The organism is Salidesulfovibrio onnuriiensis (assembly GCF_008001235.1).
GTDB classification, from domain to species: domain Bacteria; phylum Desulfobacterota; class Desulfovibrionia; order Desulfovibrionales; family Desulfovibrionaceae; genus Pseudodesulfovibrio; species Pseudodesulfovibrio onnuriiensis.
The window spans coordinates 307,823-334,145 of record NZ_CP040751.1 but is presented as its reverse complement, the minus strand read 5'-3'; the positions used below and the strand labels follow the sequence as shown (position 1 = coordinate 334,145).

The 26,323-nt window shown below is 62.7% G+C and carries 24 protein-coding genes; 6 read left to right on the top strand and 18 right to left on the bottom strand.

Going from position 1 to position 26,323, the window contains the following annotated elements:
• Positions 1–29 precede the first annotated feature (29 nt).
• Positions 30–536: an esterase/lipase family protein gene (locus FGL65_RS18120; protein ID WP_187170488.1), complete on the top strand. Its 507-nt coding sequence runs from the start codon at positions 30–32 to the stop codon at positions 534–536.
• The gene (locus tag FGL65_RS01530; protein WP_250645545.1) at positions 533–892 is read left to right on the top strand and encodes a hypothetical protein; all 360 of its coding nucleotides are present in this window, start codon (positions 533–535) and stop codon (positions 890–892) included. The genes FGL65_RS18120 and FGL65_RS01530 overlap by 4 nt, the downstream gene beginning before the upstream one ends.
• A gap of 171 nt (positions 893–1,063) precedes the next feature.
• On the opposite strand, the gene FGL65_RS01525 is transcribed toward FGL65_RS01530, so the two are convergent.
• From FGL65_RS01525 to FGL65_RS01475, 11 genes are all read right to left on the bottom strand, one after another.
• Positions 1,064–1,855, bottom strand: a complete 792-nt coding sequence (locus FGL65_RS01525; protein ID WP_147819225.1) for a substrate-binding periplasmic protein — start codon at positions 1,853–1,855, stop codon at positions 1,064–1,066.
• Between the two features lie 62 nt (positions 1,856–1,917).
• Positions 1,918–2,703: a substrate-binding periplasmic protein gene (locus tag FGL65_RS01520; RefSeq protein WP_187170486.1), complete on the bottom strand. Its 786-nt coding sequence runs from the start codon at positions 2,701–2,703 to the stop codon at positions 1,918–1,920.
• A 207-nt stretch (positions 2,704–2,910) separates the two neighbouring features.
• Positions 2,911–3,327, bottom strand: coding sequence for a MarR family winged helix-turn-helix transcriptional regulator (locus FGL65_RS01515; RefSeq protein WP_147819221.1), 417 nt, complete (start codon positions 3,325–3,327; stop codon positions 2,911–2,913).
• Between the two features lie 8 nt (positions 3,328–3,335).
• Complete coding sequence (locus FGL65_RS01510) at positions 3,336–4,064, bottom strand: urease accessory protein UreH domain-containing protein (protein ID WP_147819219.1); 729 nt, start codon at positions 4,062–4,064, stop codon at positions 3,336–3,338.
• A 117-nt stretch (positions 4,065–4,181) separates the two neighbouring features.
• The gene (locus tag FGL65_RS01505; RefSeq protein WP_147819217.1) at positions 4,182–6,488 is read right to left on the bottom strand and encodes a PAS domain S-box protein; all 2,307 of its coding nucleotides are present in this window, start codon (positions 6,486–6,488) and stop codon (positions 4,182–4,184) included.
• 77 nt (positions 6,489–6,565) lie between these two features.
• Entirely contained in the window at positions 6,566–7,465 is a 900-nt protein-coding gene (locus FGL65_RS01500) for a zinc dependent phospholipase C family protein (RefSeq protein ID WP_147819215.1), read from the bottom strand.
• Between the two features lie 84 nt (positions 7,466–7,549).
• On the bottom strand, positions 7,550–8,905 hold the full coding sequence (locus FGL65_RS01495; RefSeq protein WP_147819213.1) for an MATE family efflux transporter: 1,356 nt from the start codon (positions 8,903–8,905) through the stop codon (positions 7,550–7,552).
• A gap of 42 nt (positions 8,906–8,947) precedes the next feature.
• Positions 8,948–11,815, bottom strand: coding sequence for a PAS domain-containing protein (locus FGL65_RS01490; protein WP_147819211.1), 2,868 nt, complete (start codon positions 11,813–11,815; stop codon positions 8,948–8,950).
• A complete protein-coding gene (locus tag FGL65_RS01485) occupies positions 11,812–12,054 on the bottom strand; it encodes a hypothetical protein (RefSeq protein ID WP_147819209.1) in 243 nt (80 codons plus the stop codon). The genes FGL65_RS01490 and FGL65_RS01485 overlap by 4 nt, the downstream gene beginning before the upstream one ends.
• A 146-nt stretch (positions 12,055–12,200) precedes the next feature.
• Positions 12,201–13,265: a phosphotransacetylase family protein gene (locus FGL65_RS01480; RefSeq protein WP_147819207.1), complete on the bottom strand. Its 1,065-nt coding sequence runs from the start codon at positions 13,263–13,265 to the stop codon at positions 12,201–12,203.
• 36 nt (positions 13,266–13,301) lie between these two features.
• Positions 13,302–15,404, bottom strand: a complete 2,103-nt coding sequence (locus FGL65_RS01475; RefSeq protein WP_147819205.1) for an acetate--CoA ligase family protein — start codon at positions 15,402–15,404, stop codon at positions 13,302–13,304.
• 24 nt (positions 15,405–15,428) lie between these two features.
• Here FGL65_RS01475 and rnc point away from each other — a divergent pair, with 24 nt between their 5' ends.
• Positions 15,429–16,145: a ribonuclease III gene (gene rnc / locus FGL65_RS01470; RefSeq protein WP_147819203.1), complete on the top strand. Its 717-nt coding sequence runs from the start codon at positions 15,429–15,431 to the stop codon at positions 16,143–16,145.
• 55 nt (positions 16,146–16,200) lie between these two features.
• Here rnc and FGL65_RS01465 read toward each other — a convergent pair whose 3' ends face one another.
• Positions 16,201–17,121 carry a flagellin N-terminal helical domain-containing protein gene (locus FGL65_RS01465; protein WP_147819201.1) on the bottom strand — a complete coding sequence of 307 codons (921 nt, stop codon included), beginning with the start codon at positions 17,119–17,121 and terminating at the stop codon, positions 16,201–16,203.
• 243 nt (positions 17,122–17,364) lie between these two features.
• Here FGL65_RS01465 and FGL65_RS01460 point away from each other — a divergent pair, with 243 nt between their 5' ends.
• Positions 17,365–17,763, top strand: coding sequence for a GNAT family N-acetyltransferase (locus FGL65_RS01460; RefSeq protein WP_187170485.1), 399 nt, complete (start codon positions 17,365–17,367; stop codon positions 17,761–17,763).
• A 168-nt stretch (positions 17,764–17,931) separates the two neighbouring features.
• Here FGL65_RS01460 and FGL65_RS01455 read toward each other — a convergent pair whose 3' ends face one another.
• The 3 genes from FGL65_RS01455 to FGL65_RS01445 all read right to left on the bottom strand — a co-directional run bounded on the left by FGL65_RS01455 (position 17,932) and on the right by FGL65_RS01445 (position 22,594).
• Complete coding sequence (locus tag FGL65_RS01455) at positions 17,932–19,611, bottom strand: flagellar hook protein FlgE (protein ID WP_147819196.1); 1,680 nt, start codon at positions 19,609–19,611, stop codon at positions 17,932–17,934.
• Between the two features lie 137 nt (positions 19,612–19,748).
• Complete coding sequence (locus FGL65_RS01450) at positions 19,749–20,471, bottom strand: flagellar hook assembly protein FlgD (RefSeq protein WP_147819194.1); 723 nt, start codon at positions 20,469–20,471, stop codon at positions 19,749–19,751.
• A gap of 137 nt (positions 20,472–20,608) precedes the next feature.
• Positions 20,609–22,594, bottom strand: coding sequence for a flagellar hook-length control protein FliK (locus FGL65_RS01445; RefSeq protein ID WP_147819191.1), 1,986 nt, complete (start codon positions 22,592–22,594; stop codon positions 20,609–20,611).
• Positions 22,595–22,874: 280 nt separating this feature from the next.
• Between FGL65_RS01445 and FGL65_RS01440 the strand changes: the two genes are divergently transcribed.
• On the top strand, positions 22,875–23,126 hold the full coding sequence (locus FGL65_RS01440) for a hypothetical protein (protein ID WP_147819189.1): 252 nt from the start codon (positions 22,875–22,877) through the stop codon (positions 23,124–23,126).
• Positions 23,127–23,155: 29 nt separating this feature from the next.
• Here FGL65_RS01440 and FGL65_RS01435 read toward each other — a convergent pair whose 3' ends face one another.
• The 3 genes from FGL65_RS01435 to FGL65_RS18115 form a co-directional block, all read right to left on the bottom strand.
• On the bottom strand, positions 23,156–23,536 hold the full coding sequence (locus FGL65_RS01435) for a PilZ domain-containing protein (RefSeq protein WP_147819187.1): 381 nt from the start codon (positions 23,534–23,536) through the stop codon (positions 23,156–23,158).
• A gap of 83 nt (positions 23,537–23,619) precedes the next feature.
• A complete protein-coding gene (locus FGL65_RS01430) occupies positions 23,620–24,024 on the bottom strand; it encodes a hypothetical protein (protein ID WP_147819185.1) in 405 nt (134 codons plus the stop codon).
• An 11-nt stretch (positions 24,025–24,035) separates the two neighbouring features.
• Positions 24,036–24,257 (bottom strand): YgdI/YgdR family lipoprotein, encoded by a 222-nt coding sequence (locus tag FGL65_RS18115; RefSeq protein WP_187170484.1) that lies wholly within the window; start codon positions 24,255–24,257, stop codon positions 24,036–24,038.
• Between the two features lie 219 nt (positions 24,258–24,476).
• Here FGL65_RS18115 and FGL65_RS01420 point away from each other — a divergent pair, with 219 nt between their 5' ends.
• Entirely contained in the window at positions 24,477–26,180 is a 1,704-nt protein-coding gene (locus tag FGL65_RS01420) for an FAD-dependent oxidoreductase (protein ID WP_147819181.1), read from the top strand.
• Positions 26,181–26,323 lie beyond the last annotated feature (143 nt).

Here is a 26,323-nt window from a genome sequence, read left to right as displayed (position 1 = left end):
ACCTTTCCCGGCCCCCGGGCGCAAGGCCATTGACATGTTCTGGCCGCTGGTTCACCATCCCGGCCATGAACGTTTTCCTCTGCATCCTGTCCGTGTTCTTTGTCACGCCCCTGCTGCGTTACCTGGGGTTTTACATGGTCAACCGGCGCACCGGTGAACTGCGGGATATCCGGGACCGGCTCGGCCCCGATTTCTGGCCGTCCCTTGTCTGGGCCTATTGCACGGGCGTGTTCAGCGAGATCCTGGTGGTGCTCGCGGCCCCGTTCGCCCCGCTGCTCAAGAGGGATAACGTTCCCGGCGAGGGCACGCCCATCATTTTCGTGCACGGCCTGTACCACAACATTTCTGCCTGGCTCTTCTTCCAGATCTTTCTGGCCCGGGCCGGGCACAGGAACGTCTATTTCTACGGCTACAACAGCTTCACCAAGCCGTTCGCTCCCGCTGCGGAAGGGTTGGTCGAGTTCCTGGAACAGGTGCTGGCCGAGAACCCGGTCGCAAGGCCGTGCTTATCGGGCACAGCCTGGGAGGGCTGGTGAGCCGCAAGGCCGCCGCCGATCCCCGGTTCCAGGGACGGATCGCCGCCCTGGTCACGCTCGGTTCGCCGCACCACGGCAGCGAGCTGGCCATGCTCGGGCTCGGGCCCATGGCCCGGTCCCTGTATCCGGGCAAGGAGATCGAGCAGATCCTGGACCACACCCCGGACATCGATGCGCCGCGCCTGGCCATCCATACCCTGCTGGACGACTATGTCTTTCCCCTGAACGGTCTGCGCATTCACCGCAGCGGCTGGCGGGAGCAGGTCTGCGCGCCCATCAGCCACGTGCACATGCTCTATTCCCAGGACGTATCCTGGCGCGTGGCCTCGTTTTTGGAAGACGCATTGAAGGAATAGAAGACGGGGGAAGAACCTTTTGAAAAAGGTTCTTCCCCCGGCCCCCCTTTTTCAAAATTTTTTGGCGAACGCGCCCGGCTGCTCCATGAGCAGCCGGGCGCGTTGTTTATTCACGATTTATCCCTGCGGGTGGGGTCGGAGTGGGCAAGGCGAAAGCCGGAGGCGTTGCGTCTACTGGGTGTAGCCTCGGACGATTTGATCGACGGTGCCGTCGGCCTGGAGGGATCGGAGGGCCTGGTCAAAGGCCTTGATGAAGCCGTCCCTGTACTTGGCCTTGTAAAATCCGGAATAGGCGAGGAACCCCTGTTCGCTGCTGATGGTCGCGCCTTCCCTGATCCTGTTGGAATACCGGTATGTCGTGCGGAACTGGCGCTTGATGGTCCAGAGCACGGCGATGCGGTCGTTGATGTAGCAGTCGATGCGTCCCTCCAGGAGCTTGCGCACGTTGAGTTCGGTGCCCGGGATTTCCTCCAGCCTGATCATGCCGTCTTCCACCGCCTGGTCGAATGCGGGCCCCCCGGTCGAGAAGGCCAGGTTTTTCCCGATGTGCAGGCCGTAGTAATCTTCCGGCCAGGCCGGGCGCGGCGATGCAAGGATGTCGCTGTTGCAGAAGACCGCCAGGGTTTCGTCGAGAATGGGCGCGGAATAGGCGGTCAGGTATCTCCTTTCGACCGGCCGGTAGTAGGGCGGAAAGATCGCGAACACCTCCCCGCGCTTCGCGGCTTCCAGCAGGCGGCGCCAGGGGAGCAGCCTGATCGTCAGCGAGAAGCCCCGCATGCGTTTTCCCGCCTCCCGGATGATCTCGGGATAAATGCCCCTGACCGCGCCGCCTTCGTCAAAGCTGTACGGCGGATACGCGTCGTCCCCGTAGAGGGCGACATGGATGTCTTCGGCCGTGGCCGAGCCCATGCCGGCCATGGCGAAGGCAAACAGGAACAGGAGGCATGCGGCGGCTTTCCTCAAGGCGACACCCCGGATCGGAGGAGGGGCGTGCGCCCCTCCTCCGTGTTGCTTGCGATATGGAGTTATTTGTTGAATTCCTTGATGATCGCGTCGACTTCCCCGCTGTCCTTCATGGCCTTGAGCAACGCGTTGAACTTGGCCGCGAAGTCCGCCGCATCAAGCTTGGCGGAAAAGCCGATGTAGCCTTCCTCGCCGCTGATGATCTGGCTTTCGACCACATCGTCGGGGTTGCCCATGAGCTTGCCGTCCGCGGCGAGCTGCTTCAGGCTCCAGAGAATGGCCTGCTTGTCGTTGATGTAGCAGTCCACCCGGCCGGAGGCCAGCTTCTGGAGGTTCTTGTCGGTTCCCTTGGTTTCTTCCATCTTGATTTTCCCTGTGGCCACGGCGTCCGTGAAATCCTTGCCGCCCGCCGCAAAGCCCATGTTGTTCCCGAAGAGCAGGCCGTAGTAGTCCTCAGGGAATTTCGTCCGGGGCTTGTCCAGGACCTTCTTGTTGCAGAAGACCGCCACCTCCTCCTTGATGATCGGGTCGGAATAGGGCTTTATCCAGGGGCGTTTTTCGGGCCGGTAATAGGGCGGAACAATGCCGAGCGCCTCTCCCTTTTCCACGAGCGCCAGGCCCCGCTTCCAGGGGATGAGCTTGAATTCCACGTCGTAGTCCGTCATCTGCGGAAAGATCTTCTGCAGGATCCGGACATAGATCCCATCCATCTTGCCGTTGTTGTCGAAACTGTAGGGCGGGTAATCCGAATCCCCCACGATGGTCACCTTCTGGGCGGCCAGTGCGGACATGGCCATGAATGCGGAAATAACCAGGACCGACAGGATGATCAGCAATCCCTTTTTCATGATTCTCCCCTTTGGCGTTCGCGCCCCCGGGCGCGGTTCGTTGTTACGGGACATTCCCCATCATGAAACGAATATGGTCCCGGGTGGAATCATGGCCTATTATTATCTCGGCGTGTCACAAAACGGAAACAAACCCGTGCGGCCGCCGACCGGGCAACCGCGCGGGATGTCCCCATTCGTCAGAGGGCGGGGATGTTTTGCGCCCGGCTAGAATTCCCGGTTCATCTTTTCCAGGACCATGGCCAGGGAGGAACGCTCCTCCTCGGAAAGGGCGGAGGTGATGTCTTCGGTGAGCTGCTTGTGCAGCTTGTCGTGCTCCAGGAAATGCTCATGCCCCGCGTCGGTCAGCTCCACCAGGATGGAGCGGCGGTCGGATTCGTGCGGTCTGCGGCGCACCAGTTCGTTCTTTTCCAGGCGGTCCACCATGACCGTGAGCGTGCCGGTGGTCACGCCCATCTTTTCGGCCAGCTCCTTCATGCGCATGGCCCGGTGGATGCCGAGGATCTCCAGGGTGTGCACCTGGGCCAGGGTCAGGCCCTTGTCGCGCACCACGCTGTGCTCCCAGGACGAGAGCTTGTCGTAGAACTCGACGATGAGGTGGGTGAGTCTGTCCGTATCGCTCATGGTTTCTCCTAGGCTGCGAAGTCTCCGTACAGGGAATAGACGCCGAAGGCGATGGTCATGACGCCCACGGTGCGCATGACCGCCGGTTCGATCCACGACTGCTGCATGCGCCGGATCAGGCTGGTGACCTTGAAGATGGCGTAGATGACCCCGCCCAGGGCGACGCCCGTTCCCAGCGCGTAGATGCCGAACACGGCCACGGACTTGGCGGCGCTGCCCGATTCCAGGGCGTAGGAATACATGATGGCCACCGTGGGGCAGGGCACGATCATGTTCACGAAGCCGAGGGTGCCGAGTCCCCAGGCCGTGGACCTGCGCGCGGAAAGGGGCGTGTGCGCGTGGGAATGGCAGGAGCAGTGGTCCCCGTGGTCGTGGTCATGCCCGTGCTCATGGCAGTGGTGGCCGTCATGGTCGTGGCTGTGCAGCAGGTGTGGCCGCCAGAGCAGCACCGCGCCCAGCAGGACGATGATGCCGCCGGTGATCATGTCCGTGACGGAGCGCACCGACTCGGGCAGGCCTGCGGAAAGCAGGCCCAGGGCCAGCCCGATGCCCAGGCAGCCCATGGTGGTTCCGAAGATGAAGGCGGTGGTCAGCACGGAAACGCGTTTGCCGCTGGAATCTCCCGCAACGAACGGGGCCAGCACCACCCAGGAATGGCCGCAGGGGTTGACCCCGTGGATGAACCCCAGCATGAGGCTGGACTGGAGCGCCACGAGAAAGAGTGTATCGAAATTCATTTGAACCTCTGATTGTTTGAGTCTCAAGGTTTCTTAGAGCGACTTGTCTTGAATGTCAAACAATATGCGCACGTCGTTTGCTTGCATGAATTGCGGCGGCCGCAACAGGGGAGGTGCCTACTTGAGGGGCCGGTCCGGAAGGATGACGTTGACCGTGGTCTCGCCGGGGGTGGCGGCGTCCAGGCGTGCGTCCCCGCCGTGGGTGCGGGCGATGAGCCGCATGGAATAGGTGCCCAGGCCCGACCCCTTGGAGGAATCGCCCTTGGCGTACTTGTCGAAGAAGACCTCGCGCAGCTCCTCGGGCACGCTGCCGGCATTGCGCACGGAAATGCGCACCCCGTCGCGGCGGCGCAGCCGGATATGCACGGAGCCGCCCTCGGGGGAGGCCTCCAGGGCGTTCTTGACCATGTTGGAGAGCATGGCGTGCAGCAGGGGTTTTTCGCCCATGACCGGGAATTCCTCGGCCCCGTCCGGCGTTTCCACGCCGAGGCTGATGCCCTTGGCGCGCAGCAAGGGCCGGGATTCCGCGCCGATGAGGTCCAGAAGCTTGATGAGGTCCACGCGCTCCAGGTCCAGGGCGTAGGCGTCGGTTTCCATCTTGTAGAGATCCAGGGAGCGGTTGATGAGCTCGAGCATGGACGTTCCGGCCTTGCGGATGACCTCGAGCATCTTGTTCTGCTGCGGGGTCAGGTTGCCTTCCCGGGCGATCTCCTCGGGCAGGCCGATGACCGCGCCCAGCGGGGTCTTTAAATCGTGGCGCGCGATGCGCTCCATGTCCTCGCGCAGGGCGTCCGCCCGGGTGCGGTCCGAGATGTCGCGGCTGACGCCCTGCATGCCCACCATGTCGCCCTCGTCGTTGTAGAGCACGGTGGCGCGGGTCTCCACCCAGACCGTGCTGCCGTCCTTGCAGAGCATCTCCAGGGACATGGTCAGGGTCTCTGGCAGGTCCTGGCCCTTGTGCAGCTTGCGCTCCAGATTGGCCACGATATGCAGCAGCAGGTCCTTGGAGCCGTGGGCCACGTAGTCCCAGAGGGGCTTACCCAGCACCTCCACGGCGTCGAAGCCGCGCAGCTGCTTGTCCGAGGGGCTGATGTAGGTGAAGTGCAGGTTGGCGTCCAGGCCCCAGATCACGTCGGTGACGTTCTCCGTGAGCAGTCGGTACTTGCTTTCGCTCTTGCGCAGGGCCTCCTCCATCTGCCGCCGCTTGGTCACGTCCGTGCCCACGCAGACGATGTCCCGCAGCTTGCCGCGCGGGTCGTAGGAAGGCCGGTTGCTCCAGGCGATCCAGACGATCTCGCCGTTTTTCTTGATCGCCTCGATCTCGTATGCGGGCAGGTCGGAAGGGGTGCGGATGAGCCGGTTGACCAGGCTGGAGATGTTCCTGCCGTCGAGCCCGAATTCCGGGAACAGGCCGCCCACCAGGGGATGGCCCTCCAGCTCATCGCGCTCGAACCCGAAAAAGGACAGGGCGTATTCGTTGATGAACCGGATGCGGCCCGCCGTATCCAGGCGCAGGATGATGCTGCGGGCCGTGTGGACCAGGTGGTAGTATTCCTCCCGCGCCAGTTCCCGCGCCCGGGCCTGGTGCAGAGTGTGCCAGAGGCCCAGGGACAGGGCCAGGGCCAGGAGAAAGCCCGAGCCGAAAATGAACGTGGAGTAGGGCGATTTCCCCCAGCCTTCCTGGGGGATGGCCGCCAACTGCCAGTAGCCTTGCGGCAGGAGGATGTGCATGGTCACCGGGTCGGCGTCGAACACGTTCCTGGAGCCATAGGCCATCTGCCAGCCGCTGGCGTCCGTATGGGGGACCATGAGGGCCTTTTTCAGTTCCGGGTATTCATCCACGAGCCCGGTATCCTTGAAGATGGACTCCGGGTCGAGCACCATGGCCACCGCGCCCCAGAACGGGCCGTTGCCGTGGGGGCCGCCCTGTTGCTCGAACACGGGTATGGCCGCCAGGATGGTGCTTCTGCCGGGAAAGAATTCCGAAGGTCCCATGACCACCATGTCGCGGCGGACGATGCTGCTCTTGATGGCCAGGGAGACGACCGGGGGCAGATGGTCGGTGGGGATGTCCAGATATTGGTCCTCGGCGGTGGGCGGGTAGACATGGACGATGCGGTTGTCCCGGGCCACGATGACGGCGTCCACGCCTTCCTGGTCGTAGACCAGGCTCTTGATCAGGTTGTCCGCCTGCTCGTCGGGCAGGTTAGGGCTGCCCGAAAAGACCGCGGACGTGGCCCGCAGGATGTTCAGCCTGCGGGAGAGCGCGGTTTCGAACCGGCTCTGGATGGCGCTGAGCTCATAGAAGATGTTCAGGCGCATCTTGTTCCGGTGCTGTTCGGTCTCCGCCCGTTCGAACATGAAAACCGCAAGCATGAATATGGCGAACAGGGCCAGCGGAACAACGAGGATGGATCGTTTCAAAGGGCCTCCGCGGGACAGCTTGGTGACACTGGGCCGATCCTACCAGAGAACTATGTGATACTGTATGATAAAGTGGGCTATTGGCCTTGGGCGCGGCAGAGGGATGCGGGCTGCTGCGGGAGTGCGGGAAGGTCGGCCAGGTCGCCGGGCGTCTCGAACAGGAGCGGCGTGTCCGCGCCCCGGCGCAGTTTTTTGGTGCGCAGCCCCCGGACCCGGTCCAGGTTGCGGCTGCCGATGGGGTCGAAGGCCAGGGCCGGGGAGGCCGTGGGATCTTCGAGGAAGTGCAGCACGGTGCGGGTCGCCAGGTCGAGCATTTCCTGGCGGTAGCCCGTGTTGTGGGGCCAGGGCAGCATGCGTTCGGCCAGGTCCAGGGAGCTGTCCCAGCTCTTGCGGGAGGCCAGGTTCAGGCTGCCCATCATGAGCCGTTTCTTGATCAGGAAGGACCAGCGCCGCTGTTCCGTTGCCGAGAGCAGCACGCCCTCGGAGCTGCGGTTGGGGGCGCGGAAGAGCCTGAGGGCCAGTTCCGGGCTCCAGTCGATGGTCATGTCCGTGTGCATTTCCACGTACACGTGGCTGGTCTTGCCGCCGCAGGGCATGCTCCAGAGCATGTTGGGCACGAAGTAGTTGTGGGCCACCACGTCGGCGGCCAGGTGGGTCAGGTAGCCGTAGGCATAGGCCAGGGTCCCGGATTCCCGGGCGGACTTCAGGAGCTTGAATCCCGTGGTCCAGTTGTGGCTGTGGCCGGGCTTGAAGCGGGTGCCCTTGCCGATGAAGATATCCGCGCACAGGCAGCCGTAGAGGAACGAATCGTTGTGGCGGGCGAGCAGCCTGGCGATGAGCGGCGGCAGCAGGCACAGGTTGTCCAGGGCGGCCTGGCCGATGGCCAGGTGCGCTCCCGGTCCCCAGGCCAGGGCGTCGGAGGGGAGCGCCAGCAGGACCGTGGCCACTGTGGCGCAAAAGATCATCAGGTGTTTCATGAACTCGCTCCGGAGGTCAAAGTAAGGATCGGAGCGGCCAAGTCAAGCTTTTTCCGGTTAAAACCGTGTGAAGGAATGGGGGGCTCAGTCCGCGCCAGCCGCTGCTTCCCGCAGTTTTCTCCGGGAGAACCAATAGGTTATTCCAGCGGCAATCCAGACAATGGCGAAGATGGACCACCAGATGGAAAGAATGCCCAGGCCCAGGATCCGGGTGAAAAGCCAGAAGAGCAGGACCGGGGCCAGGAACTGGCGGCCCAGGCCCAGCCAGATGGCGAACATGGGTTTCTGGATGGCCTGGAGCGCCGAGGTGCCCACAAAGATGACCACATAGCCGTAGAGGACCAGGGCGTCGATGCGCAGGTAGGCCGCACCGGTTTCGACGACCGCCGGGTCCGAGCTGAAGGCGGCCATGAACGGCCGGGCCAGCAGAATGATGGGCGCGGCCGCCGGGAGCATCATCCAGGCCCCGTACTTGAGGCAGAGCCGCAGGGTTTCGCGGATGCGGCCGAAGTCCCGGGCCCCGAAATTCTGGGAGATGATGGACAGGGCCGCCACATTGAGGCCGATGGTGGGCATGAGCGCGATCTGCTCCACGCGCATGGCGATGCCGTATGCGGCCACCGCCCCCTGCCCGAAGTCGCTGACAAAGGAATTGATGACGAACACGCCGATGGCGATGGTCAGGAAGTTCACGCTGGCCGGGAGGCCCTGGCGGGCGATGGACAGGTAGAGCCCGGGCCGGGGGACGAGGTTGCGGCCCTTGTCGGTTTTCAGCAGGCCGGTCTTGCGGACGCGCAGGAGCAGGTAGCCGCACCCGGCCGCGTGGATGACCACCGTGGCCCATGCCACCCCGGCCACGCCCATGGGCGGCAGGCCCAGACCCCCGTATATGAACCAGGGGTCCAGGGCGCAGTTGAGGGCCGCGCCCCCGGCGATGAAGTTGCGGAAGGTGCGCGTGTCGCCCACGGCCTGGAGCGTGGCGTTGCACATGTACAGGAGCAGGAAGACCGGCGCGCAGGAGAAGATGGGGCCCATGTAGGCCATGCAGGTTTCCAGGTACGGGCCCTTGGCGCCCATGAACCCGAACAGGTGGGGCGAGGCCCACAGCCCGAGGACGGCCAGCCCTGCGCTGGCCAGCAGCCCGAAGCTGATTGCCTGCACCGCGTAGGAGGCGGCCCTGTCCCGGTCGCCTTCCCCCAGGGCCGACCCGATGAGGGAGGTGGAGCCCACCTGGAGCCCGGACCCGGCGGCCATGAGCAGGAAAAAGACCGGAAAGGACAGGGAGAGCGCGGCCTGGGCCTCGGTGCCGATGAGCCCGGCGAACCAGGTGTCCACCACGTTGTACATGGTGGAAAAGACCATGCCCACGCAGGTGGGAACGGCGATCTGGCGGATGAGCCCGGGCAGGGGGCCACGGGTGAGATCGTTGTGCTGGACCATGGCCGGACCTTACTGCCTTGCGGCGGGAAGGACAACGGCGGATCAGGCTTCCTTCTTGTGCGGCACCAGCACCAGCACCAGGGCCGGGTCGCCCTGGAAGCGGGTTTCCAGCACGCATTGGAGCACCGGGATCTTTCTGCCCTTGCCCGAGGTGATGGTTGTCTCCCGCAGGCCCGCGCCGCATTCGCTTGCGTCGATGATGCATTGGCCGCCGTCCGGGGTCAGACCGGGGATGGCCTCGCAGGGCAGGCCCACGATGTTGGCCCGCTCGGTTCCCAGGAGCCTTTCCGCGGCCTCGTTGGCCTTGAGCACGGTGTTGGCCTCCCTGTCCATGACGACCATGCCCGCATCCAGGCAGCCGAGTATTTCGCCGAGCAGGTCCTCCTGGTTCTGCGCCTCCTGGCTCTTTTGGGCCATGAGGTCCTCCAGGTGGTCCTGGTAGCGTTTCAGGCCCTGTTCGGAGAGCTTGCGGCGGGTGATGTCCACGCCGATGCCTTCCATGTAGAGGAGGTTTCCCGCGTCGTCATACTTGGGGTACAGGTGCAGGCCCATCCACATCTTGCTTCGGTCCGCCCGGTAGAGTTCGACGTCGAATTCCCGCGCTCTGCCTTCCTTTTGCAGGGTTGCGAGCAGTTCCTTGCGCTGGTTGGGGTCCACGTAAAGCTCGCGGGAGATATCGGTCACGGTTTCCACGAGATGCTGGGGCGAGCCGTACCCGAGCATGGATGCCATGGCCGGGTTTGCCGTTAAAAATCTCCCTTCCGGCGTGGATTGGAAGATTCCCTCCAGAGCGTTTTCGAAGATGCTGTGGAATTTTTCCTCGGACGCCTTGAGGGCCGCTTCCGTGGCCTTGCGCTTGGCAAGCGCCTTGTCCCGCTCCCGGATCTTGCGGTCCAGTTCCCGGCCGTGTTCCTCAAGCATGTGCTCGCGTTCCTCGTGGTAGTCGATGCGCTCCAGCAGCTTGCGCGGCGGCAGGTTGAGCCGGGCCAGGATGCGTCCGTACCCTTCGGACAGGGCGCGCTGCTCCACGTCCGTGAAATACTGGTCGCGCTTGAGCACCTGCTTGGCCATGGCATAGCCGAACACGCCGGACAGGGAACGCTCCACCTCGCGGAACAGCCGGGCGTAGTCCACCACGTCCACCTGGCGCGTGTCGCCGAGCCCCAGTTTTTTCCGACAGGCCTGGACCATGTCCACCGCCTTGCCCTGTCCGAGCTGCATCTGCAGGCCGCCCGAAAGTTGCAGTGTTTTTTGGTCCAGGTCCACCTCCACGTCCGTGGTCAGGGAGCCCATGGAGGAGGCGTCAAGGACCGAGACGAATTCCTCGGCCACCTGCTTTTCCCGGTCGGTCTGCTCGAAGGCCAGGGTCAGGGCGAGGAACAGGCAGACATTGAAGAACAGGGACCAGAAAAGGCTGTTGGCCAGGGGCGGAAATTCCGTGAGCCCGAACAGGGCTTCCGGCCGGAGCAGGGCAATGCCGAAGGGGCCGTTTTCCAGCAGGTCGGTCTGGATCCAGCCGCTCTTGATCATGGCCGGGAGCAGCAGGGTGTAGAACCAGACCATGAAGCCGGCCAGGAGCCCGCCGAAGGCCCCCGCGAAATTGGTCCTGCGCCAGAACAGGGTGCCCAGGAAGGCCGGGGCGAACTGGGTGGCCGCGGCAAAGGAGATGAGCCCTATGCTGACCAGGGCGTAGGAATTCCCGATTCCCTGCGCAAACAGGTAGCCCAGGAAGATGACCCCCACGATGGAGGCCCAGCGCCATTGCAGCAGAAACCTGCCTGCGGTGCCCATGATGCCCAGCCGGGAGAACAGGGGCAGGAGCAGGTGGTTGACGAACATGGTGGAGGTGGTCATGGCCGAGATCATGATCATGGAGATGGCCGCGGAAAAACCGCCGATGAACACGAACAGGGCCAGGCCCGTGTTGCCGTGGTGCAGGGGCAGGGTCAGCACGTAGGTATCGGCGGCGGAAAGGGGCAGCCGGGCGGCGATGCCCGCATAGGCCAGGGGCATGACGAATACGTTGAAGGCGATGAGGTATAGGGGGAAGAACCAAGTAGCGGTGCGGGTATGCCCGAGGTCCGAGTTCTCCACCACGGCCACGTGGAACTGGCGGGGCAGGAACAGGCCCGCGCACATGGACATGAGGAACATGGTGCCCCAGGTCAGGTAGCCCTGCACCCCCCGGGCCTTGAGGGAGCCCAGGAACATGGCGTTTCCGTTGACCTCCAGGGCCTTCTGGTACACGTCGGCGAATCCGTCATGGACCATGAAGACCACGAAGAATCCGCAGGCCAGTATGGCGGCGAGCTTGACCACGGACTGGATGGCGATGGCCGCGATCATGCCCTGGTGCCGTTCGGTGGGATCGATGCGCCGCGCCCCGAACAGGATGGTGAAGACCGACATGAGCAGGCACAGTATCTGGCCGATGTCCTGCCCCAGGGTTTGTGTCTCGCTGCCGGGCCGGGCCATGAGCACCATGGTCGTGCTGATGACCGATTTCAGCTGCAGGGCGATGTAGGGCATGATGGCCAGCAGGCAGATGAATGTGACCAGCCCGGCCAGGAGCTGGGGGTGGGAGTAGCGCGTGGAAAGAAAGTCCGCGATGCTGGTGGTCTTGAAGCTCTCCTTGATGGCCGCGAGCTTGCGCACCACCAGCCAGGCAGCCGTGTAGGTCAGGCTGGCGCCCAGGAACACGGCCAGCACGTCCACGCCGATGTTGGCGGCGCGCCCCACGGCGCCGAAGAATGTCCAGCTGGTGCAGTAGATGCCGATGGACAGGCAGTAGATGTAGGGGTTTCGCTGCACGGCGCGGCACAGCCGTTCGTTGTGCTCCACCAGGAAGGCCAGGGCAAAGAGCACGCCCAGGTAGGCCAGAACCGTGAGCAGGATGACGGGCAGGCTCATGAGGACTCTCCCCGGTCGTCCTCGTCCTTGCTTTCGGCCTGCTTGTGCGACCCGGCCAGGGACATGGCCAGGGAGAGCACGGTGAGCGCGCCCCAGACCAGGAACATGTAGAGGATGAGGTTGTTGCCGTGTCCCGGGTCGGAAAGGGAAAGCATGGGCCAGTTGTACATGCCGAGCCCCATCCAGATGAGCAGGAGCGGGGCCAGGGAGCTGCCCAGAAGTCGTCGCAGGCCTTTCATGGCGTTCTCCGTCGAGGTTTTTTGTCAGTATAAACACTACGGGGGAGGACCGCCGGGGGCTATTATTAATAAAGGCCGCCTGTCCGAAGACGGGCGGCCTGACTTTCTTGAAGCGGCACGGCAGGCGTGCGTTTTTCAGCCGTTGGCTAGCCGAGGCCCAGCTCCTTCTTGATGTGCTGGAAATCGATGTTGTCGGAGACCAGGTCCGAGCCCTGCTTGATCTTGATGGCGTCGCGCAGCTTGTGCCGGGAAAGGATGGAGTCCATTTTCTTGGCCACGGAGTAGGTGTCCTCGCGGACCATGATGATGGGGGTCTCCAGCACCTCGGAGCGGGTCAGGATGATGTCGTTGGGGTAGAGGTTGCCGGTGAGCACCAGGCAGGGGCAGTCCCCTTCCAGGGCCACGAGCTGCACGTCCGAACGGTCGCCGCCCACGATGATGGCCGAATTCTTCTTTTTGCGGAAGTGGGTCATGAAGTTTTCCACCTGCATGGTGCCGATGAGGAAACTTTCCACCACGCGGTCGGCCTTGTTGTGGGCCGAAATGATCTTGCCGCCCAGGCGGTCGGCCAGGTCGCCCACCTTGATGGCGCCCATGAGCGGGTCGCGCGGGATCACGCCCAGCACCTTGATGCCGCGTTTTTCCAGGAACGGGGCCAGCAGCTGGTTGACCTCGTCCATGAAGTGCGGGGGAACGTCGTTGAGGACCACGCCGATGAGCTGGTCGCCCAGGGTTTCCTTCATGACCGCCAGGTAGTCGTATTTGAGTTCCTTTTCAAAGCGGTCGATGATCACGGCCTTGACGCCGAGCTTCTTGATCACGGTGATGGCGTCCGTGTCGCAGTACTTGCCCGAATACATGGACCCGGAACCGGCCACCAGGGTGATGTCCCGGTCCTTGGACACGATTTCGTACTTTTCGGCGATGGTGTCCACCAGCCCTTTCATCTTGCCGCTGAAGGCCTTGACCTTGAAGTCCTGGGTGACCACCACGGGGGTGACGTCTTCGGGGTTGCCGTCCAGGCCGAGCACGTCCTGCACGAACAGGGCGTCGTCGTCCCCGAGCTTGCCGTCGATCTCCACGGGCATGGCTCCGACGGGCTTCATGTAGCCCACGTTGAAACCGTCCTTCTGGAGCCGCAGCCCCAGCCCCATGACGATCATGTTTTTGCCCGAGTATCCGGTGGTGGATCCAATGTAGAGACCTGGCATGCCTGTTCCTCCCTTTTCCGAATCTATTGCCAAAAATCAGCCGACGGTCAAGCGCAGGTCGGTGACCAACGCCCCGTTTTCACTCAAAAGAATGGGGTTGAGTTCGGCCTCCCGGATTTCCGGGAAGTCCACGGCCATTTGCGACACGGTTAACAGAATGTCCTCTATGGCCCCGAAGTCCACGGGGGGCTCGCCGCGCACACCACGCAGCAGGGGAAAGGACTTGATTTCGCGGATGATCTCCTGGGCGTCCTGCAGGGTCAGGGGCGCGAGCCGCCAGGCGATGTCGTTCAGGATCTCGGCCGAGGGCCCGGCCATGCAAAAGCCGATGAGCGGCCCGAACTGGGGGTCCTGGCGCAGCTTGATGACCACTTCCCGGGCCTTCTTGGGGCCCATTGCCTGCACCAGGCAGCCGGAAATATAGGTGCCCGGGCGCCGGCGCATGACGCGGGCCGTGATGTCGGCAAAGGCCGCTCGCACCTGCCGGGGGTCCTCCAGGTTCAGGGCCACGCCCTCCAGAGCCCGGCGTCCCTCGATGTGCGGGGAGACGATCTTCAGGGCCACGGGATAGCCGATCTTTTTGGCCGCGCGCACGGCCTGGTCGCTGGTGCGGGCCATGGTGGTCTCGGGCACGGGCAGTTCATAGGCCATGGCCACTTCAAAGGCCTGGGGCTGGCTCAGCTCGGAAAGATGGATGCGTCGCGCCTCGTGGATGAGCTTGTCTCCCTTGCCCTTGTCGCGGCGGAAGCAGACCTCCACGGGCCAGGGGCGGTGCTGCCAGCGGTGGTGGGCCACCATGGCCGTGAGCGCGCGCACGGCGGGCTCGGGATAGGCGTAACAGGGGATTCCCGCGTCCAGCAGCAGGTCGCGGCCCGGGCCGATGCGCTCGTCGCCCATGAAGCAGGCGAACACGGGCTTGTCCGTTTCCCCGGAAATGTCGATGACGGCCTGGGCGGTTTCCATGATCTCCGCCGACGCCGTGGGGGTCAGCAGCACCATGATCGCGTCGGTGAGCGGGTCCTTTGCCACGGCCTCCAGGGTGGTGCGGTAGCGGTCGGCCTTGGCGTCGCCGATGATGTCGATGGGGTTGTAGAGGGAGGCGTAGGGCGGCAGCGCCTCGCGCAGGGCCTCCACCGTGGCCGTGGCCGGGGTGGCCAGCTGCAGGCCTGCGGCCTCGCAGGCGTCCGCGGCCAGGATGCCCGGCCCGCCCGAGTTGGTGACCACGGTCAGGTTCGGACCTTTGGGCAGGGGCTGGCAGGAAAAGGCCCGGGCCAGGTCGAAAAGCGATTCCACGTCGTGGACCTGGATGATGCCCGCCTGGGTGAAGGCGGCCTTGCTCGCCTCGATGGAGCCGGCCACCGCGCCCGTGTGGCTGGAGGTGGCCCGCGCGCCGGCCTGGGTGGTGCCCGCCTTGATCATGATCACGGGTTTTTTTTCCGTGACCTTCTGGGCCACGCGCATGAACTCCCGGCCGTTTTCCACGGATTCGAGGTAGCCGATGATGACCGTGGTGTCCGGGTCGTCGCCCATGGCCTCGAGCGCGTCCGCCTCGGAGAGTCCGGCCTTGTTGCCCAGGCTCACGAACTTGGAGAAACCGATGTTTTCCCCCAGGGCCCAGTCCAGGATGGCCGCACACAGGGCCCCGGACTGGGAAAAGAAGCCGATGTTGCCCCTGGCGGGCGGCTCCAGGGCGATGGAGGCGTTCAGGCCCATGCCCGTGTTGATGAGCCCCAGGCTGTTGGGGCCCAGCAGGAGAAATCTCTTGCGGGCCGCGATCTCGGCCATCTTCGTTTCCAGGTCAAAGCCCTGGCGGCCGGTTTCCCGGAAACCCGCGGTGATGACCAGCACGGCTCCGACTTCGGACTCGCCCAAGGCCTCCAGGGCCTCGATGACCTGGTCGCGGGGCAGGACGACGATGCCCAGGTCCGGGGCCTCGGGCAGCTCGGCCGGGCTGGGGTAGGCCTTGTGGCCCAGGATTTCCTCGGCCTTGGGATTGACGGGAAACAATTTCCCCTTATACCCTGAGCCTAGGATATTGGCCGCAAGCACGTGCCCGAGTTTGTTGCTGTGGCGGGAAGCACCCACCACGGCTATGCTGCGCGGATTGAAAAGTGGTTGAAATCTGTCTACGGGCTGCATTGCGACCTGAATTTTGGAGCGTTTATGAATATGATTGAACTAGAGGATTGTATCCACCATCGGTTTTCCCAAGTCAAGCACCTGGAAATGGCGCTCACGCACAGTTCGTTCGCCAACGAGCAGGGCGACGCGATGGACAACGAGCGTCTGGAGTTCCTCGGGGACGCGGTGCTGGAGCTCTGCATATCCGAAGAAGCGTACAAACGCTATCCCCATGTGCCCGAGGGAAGCCTGACGCGCATCCGGTCCAACCTGGTCAAGGAAAAGAGCCTGGCGGCCATTGCCCGCGACCTGGAGCTGGAGCGTTTCCTGCGTCTGGGCAAGGGCGAGGAGCTGCAGGGGGGACGGGATCGGGATTCCCTGCTGGCCGACGCCTTTGAGGCGGTCATGGGGGCAGTGTTCCTGGATGGTGGCTTTGAGGCCGCAAAGGCGGTCATCAGGGATATCTTCCGGGAGCGGTGGCCCGAAACCCCGGAGCTTCCGGAAACCAAGGATTTCAAGAGCCGGCTGCAGGAGGAGACCCAGCGCCTGTTCCAGGAGCGGCCGTTGTACGTGCTCGTGGACACCCGGGGCCCGGAGCACGAGAAGATCTTCGAGGTGGAGACGACCCTGCCGCACGGGGAAAAATTCACCGGGGCGGGGACCAGCGTGAAAAAGGCCGAGCAGACGGCCGCCAGGGCCGCGCTGGACTGGCTTGCCGAGTATGAAAAACAAGAACATCAGGAACCGGACGGGGCGTAAGCCCCGGACCGGTCCCTGATATCCCAAATCCCTTCTCGATGGATCAGTCCGATCGTTAGCCGCTGATGAGCTGCATGGCCATTCTCGGGAGGGAGTTGGCCTGTGCCAGCATGGCCACTGCGGACTGGGTAAGAATCTGCTGGCGGACGAATTCGGTCATTTCGGTGGCAACGTCCACGTCGGAAATGCGGGATTCCGCCGCCTGCAGGTTTTCGGCCTGGATTTCCAGGTTGGTGATGGTGTTTTCCAGCCTGTTCTGCAGGGAACCGAGGTTGGCTCGGATCTTGTCCTTGGAGATAATGGCCTGGTTGACTGCATCCATGGCCAGCTGGGCGAGCGCCTGGGTGGAGACGGTCTTGCCCGCGTGAATCTGTTCGCCGGTACCGGTCTTTTCGGCTGCCGCATGGCCCAGGCCCAGGGCGGATGCCGTGGCCGCCTGGATGGCGATGTAGTAGTAGTCCTCGGAAGAGTCGTTACTGGTGCCGAAGTGAATCTTGATCGGGCCGGAGGGGGCCAGGACGCTCCCGTTGTGGTCCGAAATCTGCCCGGACAGGTTGCCGTTGAGCAGGTAGATGCCGTTGAAGTCGGTGGCGTTGGCGATACGGGAGACTTCCGAAGCCATTGCCTGGTATTCCGAGTCGATGATCAGGCGCTGGTCCGAGTTGTAGGTACCGGTTGCGGCCTGCATCGCCAGTTCCTTCATGCGCACCAGCTTTTCGTCGATGACCTGGAGGGCGCCGTCCGCCGTCTGGATCATGGAGATGGCGTCGTTTGCGTTGCGCACGCCCTGTTGAATGGAAGAAATTTCCGAACGCATGAGTTCGCGAATGGCCAGGCCTGCGGCGTCGTCCGCAGCCGTACCCACGCGAAGGCCGGAAGACAGGCGCCTGGTGGAGACGGCCAGGGATCCGTATGAATCACTCAGGTTTCTGCTGGCGTTCAAGGCCATAAGGTTGTGGTTGATAACGAGGGACATCAGAAAACCTCCTTGTTGATGCTCTGCAAATCCATTTTTGCCTAGTTCTCAGCAGCATGCGTGCCAACGAGTAAAAATTCATTAAAATCAGTAAAATATCTATTTATAGAAAGTCTAGAAAAGAGCTGGCTGAGCGGAAAATTCCGTTGAAACGGGCCGTTGCGTCAGCACCTTGGCGCCGGGGAGAGAAAAAATTTCCTAGGCCGGAAGGAGTCTGCTATGGGGAGGAAAAAAGGAGTGGGAATGGGCATAACATACAGTGAGGATAGGAAAAAGGGGCATGAGCAGATCGCGGCCCTGTTCACGGAGCTGGGCTGGACATCCGGGGCCCAGGGAGAGCGGCTGCACAAGGGCCTGGAGCATTCCCACAGCCTGATCACGGCCTGGGACGGCGAACGCCTGGCGGGCATGGCCTGTGCCATTTCCGACGGGTACATGGTCATGTACGTGCCCTTTGTTGCCGTACATCCAGACTACCAGGGGCGCGGCATCGGCACCGAAATCATGAACCGGCTGGTGGATCGCTACAGGGAGGTGGCCCGCAAGGTGCTGGTGGCCCTGGATGGCAAGGAGGATTTCTACGAGCGGTTCGGGTTCGTGAAGAGCGGGGACCGGGTGCCCATGTATCTCAAGGAGTACTGAATCGTCCTGGTTCAACGCAGCAAGATGGCGGGAAAAGGCCCGGTGGAACATTCATTCCGCCGGGCCTGTTTCTTCGGTGTCCCCGCGCGGGGTCGGCGCGGGAACGGCATTGGAGAAGGAGTCTATCTTAATGGGTCGTTACCATTGTAACTCCGTTGGGGTCATTCATTAGCGCTTCATGGCGATGACTTCGCCGAGCATGGAGTCGGCCGAGGTAATCACCTTGGTGTTGGCCTGGAAGCCGCGCTGGGTGGTGATCATCTTGACGAACTCGTTGCCCATGTCCACATTGGAGATTTCCAGCGAGTTGCCGTCCACGACGCCCTTGCCGCTGTCGCCCGCCTGTCCGGTGAGCGCCGGGCCCGACTCCGTGGTTTCGGAGAACAGGTTGCCGCCCTCGCGCCGCAGGTGCCACTTGTCGGTGAAGGTGGCCAGGGTCAGGGAATAGAGCTGCAGGGTCTGGCCGTTGGAATAGCGGCCGGACAGGATGCCGTCGCGGGAGACCGACACCCCCTGGAGCACGCCCGCGGAGTAGCCGTTCTGGTTCTGGAACAGGGTGGACGAGCCGCCGGTGTCGAAGCTCTGGGTGGCCAGGGCGCTGATCTCGGTGCCCTTGAAGTTGGGCAGTATACCCGAGTTGGAGATGTTGTTGGACACGTCCGCCGCGGTCTGCTGCAGGGCACCGGTGGTCTGGGCCCAGCCCGCGGTCCATGCGCCCGAACCGTTACTGGTCAGGTCCGTGTTGCGCAGCCCGAAGTTGAGCTCCACGAGCGAGGCGTTGGCTGAATTGGTGGTGCTGGCGTTGGATTGCCCCAGGAAGTTGGCGGCGAAGACCGGGTAGCCCTGGGACGAGAAGTCGGCCATCTGCCAGGAGTCGAGGCTCATGGACCCGCCGTTGATGCCGCCGTTGGACTGCAAGGTGAAGGCGTTCATGCCCACCAGCTGGCCGGTACGGAAGGTCATGGTGCCGCACATGAGCAGTCCCGCTGCCGAGGTTCCGGCCATGGCAGTCATGTTGCCGTCAGCACCGGAGATGATGCGTTTGTCTTCCAGGGGGTCTATGGTGACCATGTATTCCCAGACCGTGTCGCCGCCCGCATTGGACATGGTGACCTGGTCGAAATACACGGTCAGGTTATGGGAGGCGCCCACTTCGTCGAAGACCTTGATGGTGCTGGAATAGGCGTAGTTGCCCGAAGCCAGCGGGGTCTCGGCCGAGCCGTCCCAGTTTTGCATCAGGGCGAAATACGGGTTGTTCGTGTCGTTGGAGCGGCTCACCGTGGTGGGGTCCAGGTTGGTGACCATGGACACCTGCGAGGTGGCCTTGGGCGGGGACTGGAAGTTTTCCAGCTGGATGTCCGTGGGCGTGCCGATGATGCGCGCGCCCGTGGATGTGGTGGTTTGGTCCGCGGTTGTGGAGGTGGCCACGGTGGCCTCCTGCTGTTCCACTGCCCATCCCTGCACCACGTAGCCGTGCGGGTCCACCAGAAAACCGTCGTTGTCGAAGCGGAACACGCCGGCGCGGGTGTAGTAGTTGGCGTCCTCGCCCTTGGGCGAGACCGTGAAGAATCCGTCGCCGGAAATGGCCATGTCCGTGGATTCCGTGGTGGTTTCCAAGGCGCCCTGGCCGAAGTCCGCATAGATGGCCGCAACGCGCACGCCGCGTCCCACCTGGGAGGTCCCCGCCGTGGTGGGGAAGTCCTGGCTCACGAAATCCTCGAAATGCATGCGGGCCGCCTTGAAGCCCGTGGTGTTGACGTTGGCAAGGTTGTTGCCGATGACAGTCATCTTTTCACCATGTGCGGTGAGTCCGGTGATGCCGGAGTATAATGATGCTGACAAACCCATGGTCTACCTCCTAATCTATTCTCCAATTGGTGCCGGTGGTCCCGGTGCCGGGGTGCATTGTCGCGGCGCTCTCCCTTACCCCTAAGTCAGCGCCATGCTGTCCCGAATCCCGGGCCGGCGGGTTTCCTGCCGAAATATTACGAACCGCTTTCCTCGGTTTCGCTGCCTGAATCGGTGCTTCCCGTGTTCACCACTTCGGTGACGTTGGCGAAGCTCACGTAGCGGCCATCCTTGAGACGCAGGAAGCTCTGGCCGTTTTCCTGGACGATCCCCGAGACCTCGCCCGACATTTCCGTGCGGATCATGACCGGCTTGCCGTTGGTGTCCTCGCCCAGAATACCCACGCTGTAGGTGCCGTCGGCCACCAGTTCGCCCTTGGCGTTGCGGCCGTCCCATTCGAATTCGTAGTTGCCGGGCTCCTTGGAACCCTGCTCCACGGTGCGGACAATGGCGCCGTCCGAGTCGTAAACATTGATCTTGACCGCGCCCAGGGCTTCGCCTGTGCCGTAGAAGATCTTGCTGACCGTGGTGCCTTCCTTGGAAATATTGTAGCCGGAGGCCCGAACGCTCTTGCCGATGAAGCTCACGGCGGTGAGCATGTCGGTACGCTCCTGGGCCGAACCCAGGTTCTCGATGCCCGTGTTGATGCTGGTGAGCTGCTCCAGGCTGGAGAACTCTGCGAGCTGGCTGGTCATGTCGGTGTCTTCCATGGGATTCATGGGGTCCTGGTGCGTAAGCTGCGCCACCAGAAGGGTCAGGAAGGATTCCTGGTCGACACTCTTTTTCTGATTGGGAGAGTTGGCTTCGGCCAGATACTGCTCGTGCTGGCCCAATATGTAGCCGGTATTAACGTAACTCATGGCTTCTTCCCCTTGCGGCCTGCACCTGGTGCCCGGGTAACCGCTCCCCAGCGGTCGTCATCCCCGTGCGGTGCATTCCGCATTATTTGAGAGACTTGCTTCCGCCTACCCCTAGGCGGACCGTCATCGCCCTTCTCCTATGCGACGACGTGTAACCCTTGTTCGGCAACATTTGCCGTGTCAGTCATATTTTGCATGTCCTGGGCCAAAATGCCGGTTCCCTCGCGAAGATTTCTCATGCGCTGACGCATGCGCGCCATTTCGTCGCGTTCCCGGGCCTGGTTGTGCTGCATCTCGCCCTGCCAGTTCTGGCGACCGTCGTTTTCGGCCAGGCCGGTCTGGACATCGAGCTTGTTGACCTTAAGACCCTGGTTTTCAAGACTTTGCTTGATGCTTTCCACGTGGTCGGCAATGACCTTGGCCGCTTCGGCGCTTTCGGCGCGCAGGGTGGCGTTCACTTCCTTGCCCTGGACCTGGAGCACGACCTTGACCGCGCCCAGCGCCTCGGGCTTGAGGTGCAGGGTCAGCTGCTTCTTGCCCTGGCCCAGGTTGGTGAAGATGGCGTTGTTGACCTGGCGCATGACCTTGGGCGCGGAAATTTTTTCCCAAACGCGGGTCTTGGCGTTGCCCGCCATGTCGGTGAGAGCGGTCTTGGCCGAATCGCTGCCCGAGCCCTTGAGGGCCTGGGCCAGGTTTTCCAGCTTGCCGAAGGAGCTCTTGGCGGAGCCGGATTCGTCCTTGGTCAGCTTGCCGAAGAACTGGTTCCAGGCGTTTTCCTGCTTGGCGTTCTTGTCGGAAGCGGTCTGGCCAGCGTTTTCCTGCTTGGCGTCGGCGTTGGTCTCGGCCTGCTTGAACTGGGGCAGGGCGTCCTTTTCGTTCCGGTCGCTCTTGTGGGTGCTGTTTTCCTGGAGGTTCTTCAGGGCCTCCTTGAATTCCCCTTCCCTGGCAACGGCTTGGCCCGCATCGCTTTCCTTGGCGACGGTCCTGGCGGCCTCGGCCTGCTTGGCCTCCACCTGGCGGACAGGAGCCTTTTCCTCGGAGTCCTGCTGGTCGGCGTCGGCGATCTCGGCCTTGAGGTCGGTTTCGGAACCGGCCTTGGTCTTTTCGCTGTTTTCCGCCTTGGCGTTTCCGGTTTTCTTGGAAGCGGCCTTTTCACCCTTGGCGGTGCGTTCCTTGAGGTCCACGGCCTTGTTGGTGTCGGCTGCGGCGGAGCTGTCCTTGAGCTCCTTGCCCATGGCCTTGACCAGGGCCTTGCCCACGGCGCGCACCAGGCGGATTTCCTTCTGGTCCAGCTTGGCCGTTTCCTGGCTGATGAGGGAGAAGGCCTCCTTCATGTCCTTGGGCAGGGCGGCCTTGCTGAACATCTTCTTGATCTCGACGGTGAATTCCTTGGAGGAGTTCATGGCCGCGGCAAAGGCCTCGACCTCGCCCTTGTCGAACAGGATCTTGGTTCCCTGCGGCAGGGCGTCGAGCTTTTCCATGATGGCGTTCAGGACCTTCTTGGAATTGCCGTTTTCAAGATCCTTGATGAGCTGGCCGGATTCCTTGTCGCTGAATCCCAGCTTGCCGAACATGGACTGGAGCTTCTCGGTCTGTTCCGGGGAGAGCTCCACCTTGCCGAACTGGCTGATCTTCTCATTGAGCTCGCTGACGAACTGTCCCCAGGTCAGGCCTTCATCGCTGTCGATCCGGTCTTCCATATCCTGGATTTCCTCGTCGCTCAGGCCGTATTCCTTGAGGTCGTCCCGAACTTCGTCCAGGTCTTCCCGGGTCATTTTCTTTTCGGCGGGTTGCTCTTCCACCATGGACCTGGAGGGCTTGAGCACTTCCTTTTCTTCCACCTTGGTTGCGCTTGCCGCCTGCGGGGCGGCCTTGATCATCTTTTCGTCGGTGGAAAGGGGAGCCGTGGCGAGTCCTTCCTGCACGAAGACTTCCTGCTGCGTGAACAGGTCCTGGTACAGGGCTTCCTCGGTATCGCCCTTGCTGGGCGAGGCATAGGAAATCTGCTGGCTGAAGAAATCCTCGAAAAGGTCTTTCTTGGCCTTTTCCGGGATTCTGTCCGCCATGTTGGCGGTGGTCAGTTTTGTGTAGGTCTCTTTTTCCACATAAGGAATATTCTGCATGGCTCACTCCTTGGCTCCCTTTATTCAAGGCTCGTGCCAAAAAAATATCCTTGGAAATCAGGTTGATATTTTGAAAAACAGCAGGGTAAATGTTGCCGGGCGGGCAGGCGTTTTACATTTTCAGGCACCGGGAGTAGGGTGTGCTCCGCCGCTTTTGCGGTGCGCAAGGCACACCCCCGGCAAGGGCCGTCGCCCGGCTTCGGTGCCTCCTCCCGGTGTTCCGTCACCGTCCATGAAACCCTGATTGCCGCAGCAGGTTTCAAGCAGACCCGAATCGATTATGAGCAAACTCTGTGTTGGGTGCGGCTGGTGCTGCCTGACGGACCAGTGCATGGAATCCCACCGAATTCACGGCTACATGCGCCGCTGTCCCGAAGTCTACTGGGATGACGATGCCAGGCGATATCTGTGTCGGCTGATGCTCGACCCCGAGCGGGGCGGCGAGTTCCGGAAGGCCCTGCATTCCGGCGTGGGCTGTTGCGCGCCGCTCAACGACTGGCGCGACGACGTGCGCAACCGGGACAACGACTGAGTATATAAGGATGGAGGCTCGGAACGGGCTCAGCGGCCGCGCAGTTCGTCCTCGATGACGTCCGCGTCCGGCGCGTTGAGCTCCACCATGCGCTTGAGGTGCGTGAAGCTCTCCGGCCCCATGGTGGTGAAGCGAATGGCCGGGCCTTCCTCCTGGTTGCGGACCACCTCTCCCTCGATGGCGATGCGCAGGCCCGGGGACAGGGGCAGGATCAGGGTGCAGCGCTGGCCGATGCGGAAGCTGTCCGCGCCGCGGCACAGGGCGCCGTTCATGCTCAGGTCGTGCAGGATCACGGGCGTGACCACGTCGCCGATCTCGATGAAGGCTTCATGCCCCACGGCCACCCTGCTGCGGGTCCTGTTTTCCGGCCCGAAACAGCCGCGAACCCAGTCATAGATTTTTCTGAGCATGCACCGAAGGTACCAGAAAATGAATCCCCGGCAAATGCGTCTGCCGGGGATTTTGGTTATAATCTGCCTTGTTGCGGGGCCTGTCAGTCCTCCACCACCTGATATTCCACGCCGAGCTTGTCGCAGATGGTTTTCGCGACGTTCAGGGCCAGTTGCTTGTTGCCGTCCCCGTTTTCGCCGTCGATGTCGGTCATGATGATCATCTGGCTCCTGTGCGCGCTCAGGGGCACGGCCTTGAGGCTGGCCTCGTCGTCGCCGCGCGTGACGTGGATATAGTGCTTGGCTTCGTCCTTCTCGGTGATGGTCAGTTTGTCGTTGCCCTCGGCCAGCTCCACGGTCTTCGCGTATACCGTTTCCGCGCTGACCGGCACCTCGGCCACCACGGTGGCGCCGTCGTCCATGACCGCGACCACCAGAGGGATCACCGCCACGCAGCCTTGCACGAGAAAAGCGGCCGTGAACAGCAATGCAAGCAGTCTCGTTTTCATGACGTTCTCTCCTATTTCACCTTTTCGATGGTTTTCATGTCCTCGCGCTTGATGGTCATCTCGTGACCGTCCTCATTGGTGAAGGTGTAGGTTTCCGAAGTCTTGTCGTATTCGGGTTTTTCCTTGCTTACGTATGTCTGGTCCGCCGTGACCACCTTGTAGGAGGTGGAGCCGCAGCCGGCTGCGGCGAACAGGAACAGGGCCAGTACGGACAGGGCGATCAGTCTTTTCATGGGGCCTCCAAAGGGGTTGAATTCCATTCCCCATACAATGATTTTCGTCTTTGGGGCAATGAGAAAGGGAGAGGAGGCGGGATTGCCGAAAAATGCGCTGTCATTGATCTGGATCAATGCCTTGCCTTGAACAGGATGTAGAGTATCCTGCTTCATATTTACATCCGCGGCCGGGCTGGCCGCACGGCATATCATCACCCTGCAAATGAGGAGATATACATGAGTTCACAGAACATCGTGGTCATCGGCGGTTCCGCCGCCGGGCCCAAGGCCGCGGCCCGCGCCAAGCGCATCAACGCCGCCGCCAATGTCATCCTGCTGCAAAAGGCCCCGGAACTGTCCATGGCCTCCTGCGGCTATCCCTATTTCATCGGCGGCGGTTTCGACGACCGCAACCAGTTGCTGTGCACCCCCACCGGCGTGGTGCGCAACGAGGCCTTTTTCGCGGCCGCCAAGCGGGTGGACGCCCGGGTGAACACCGAGGTCACGGCTATTGACCGCAGTGCCAAGACCGTTGCCTGCGTCAACGTCCTTAGCGGGGAGACGGGCACGGTTTCCTACGACAAGCTGATCCTGTGCACGGGCGCATCCCCGCGCCGTCCGCCGGTCCCGGGGGCGGACCTGGACGGTGTGCGCTCCCTGTCCACCATGCACGATGCCGACACCCTGCGCGCCCTGCGCGACTCGGGCGAGGTCCGGGACGTGCTTGTGGTGGGCGGCGGGCTCATCGGCATCGAGGTCTGCGAGGCCCTGGCCGAGTCGGGCATGAACGTGCACGTGGTGGAGATGCTGCCCCAGCTGCTCACGTTTCTGGACTGGGAAATGGCCAAGCTGGTGGAAAAGCACGTGGTTTCCAAGGGCGTCACCGTGCACACGGAAAACGGCGTGGCCGAGTTCCTGGGCGAGAACGGCCGGCTGACCGGCGCACGGCTCAAGGATGGCTCCGTGATCTCCTGCAACCTGGCCGTGGTTTCCATCGGGGTGACCCCCAATGCCGGGCTGGCGCGGGAGGCCGGGCTGGACATCGGCGAATTCGGCGGCATTGTCGTGGACGAGCACATGCGGACCTCGGACCCGGCCATTTACGCGGCGGGCGACTGCGTGGAGATTTCCCACCGCATCACCGGCAGGAAAGTCCACGCCCCCTATGGGGACCTGGCCAACCTCGAGGCGCGTGTGGCGGCCGACAACATGGTCCTGGGCGACACGGCCGTGTTCCCGGGCACCGTCAACAGCGGCATCTGCAAGGTTTTCGACCTGAGCGCCGGCTCCACCGGGCTTTCGGAACGGCAGGCCCTGGCCGAGGGCTACGAAGTGGTCACCGCCACCAACGCCAGCCCGGACAAGCCCGGGTTCATGGGCGCGAAGCTGCTTGTCTCCAAGATGGTGGCGGACGCCCGGACCGGCCGTGTCCTCGGCTTCCAGTGCGTTGGGCCCGGCGAGGTCAACCGGCAGATGGCCGAGGCGGCCATGGCGGTCATGAACGGCAACACGGTGCGGGACATCGGCGTGGCCGACCTGCCCTATGCCCCGCCGTTCTCCCTGGCCATCGACCATTTCATCACCACCGCCCATATCCTGGAAAACAAGATGGCCGGACGCATGACCGGCATCCGCAATGCCGAGGTCAAGGAGCGCGTGGACGCGGGCGGAGCGCCGTTCATCCTGGATGTCCGCGCCCCCGGCGAGTTCGAGGAGATGCGTTTGGATATCGGCGAAACCCTGATTCCCCTGGGCATGCTGGGCAAGTCCCTGGACAAGCTGCCTCAGGACAAGGATGCGGAGATCGTCGCCTTCTGCAAGATTTCCATGCGCGGGTATGAGGCCCAGCGGGCGCTGGAGGCCCACGGCTGGAACAACGTGAAGGTCATGGAAGGGGGCATCATGGCCTGGCCCTTTGCTGTGAAACAAGGCTGCAGATAAAGCGCCATCTACGGCGTTGCTGCAAAAAGACCAGCCCCTCGTGTATGCTTCAATACACGTCGGGACTGGTCTTTTTTTGCGCCTTGTATCTGGCACTTTCTGAGCAGCCTTGAAGAGTTTTTTGCGCCGCGTATTCGCAACCC